Here is a 210-nt window from a genome sequence, read left to right as displayed (position 1 = left end):
AACATAGTTTATAAAGGGGAAATACTAAATGATCAAGATAACTCACGCGAAATAAGAGAAAATAAGAAAAAAGAAAAATCAGAATCAGAGAAAAAAGCAAAAGCAATACAAACAGAGAAAAAAAGTAAAGAACCAAATTCAAAAAAAGAAACTACAGCATTTAAATTTGAGAAAGAATCAAAGAAAAAAAATATAGATTCAGGTTTGAAA

Annotated in this window: 1 pseudogene; it reads left to right on the top strand. The window is 25.2% G+C overall.

Features of this window, described 5'->3' with window-relative positions:
• A pseudogene (locus MR167_RS33905) lies at positions 1-210 on the top strand (BC_2427 family protein); the annotation flags it as partial.

The organism is Bacillus cereus group sp. BfR-BA-01355 (assembly GCF_022663675.1).
Classification (GTDB): domain Bacteria; phylum Bacillota; class Bacilli; order Bacillales; family Bacillaceae_G; genus Bacillus_A; species Bacillus_A thuringiensis_S.
This window is presented reverse-complemented; position numbering and strand designations above follow the sequence as displayed.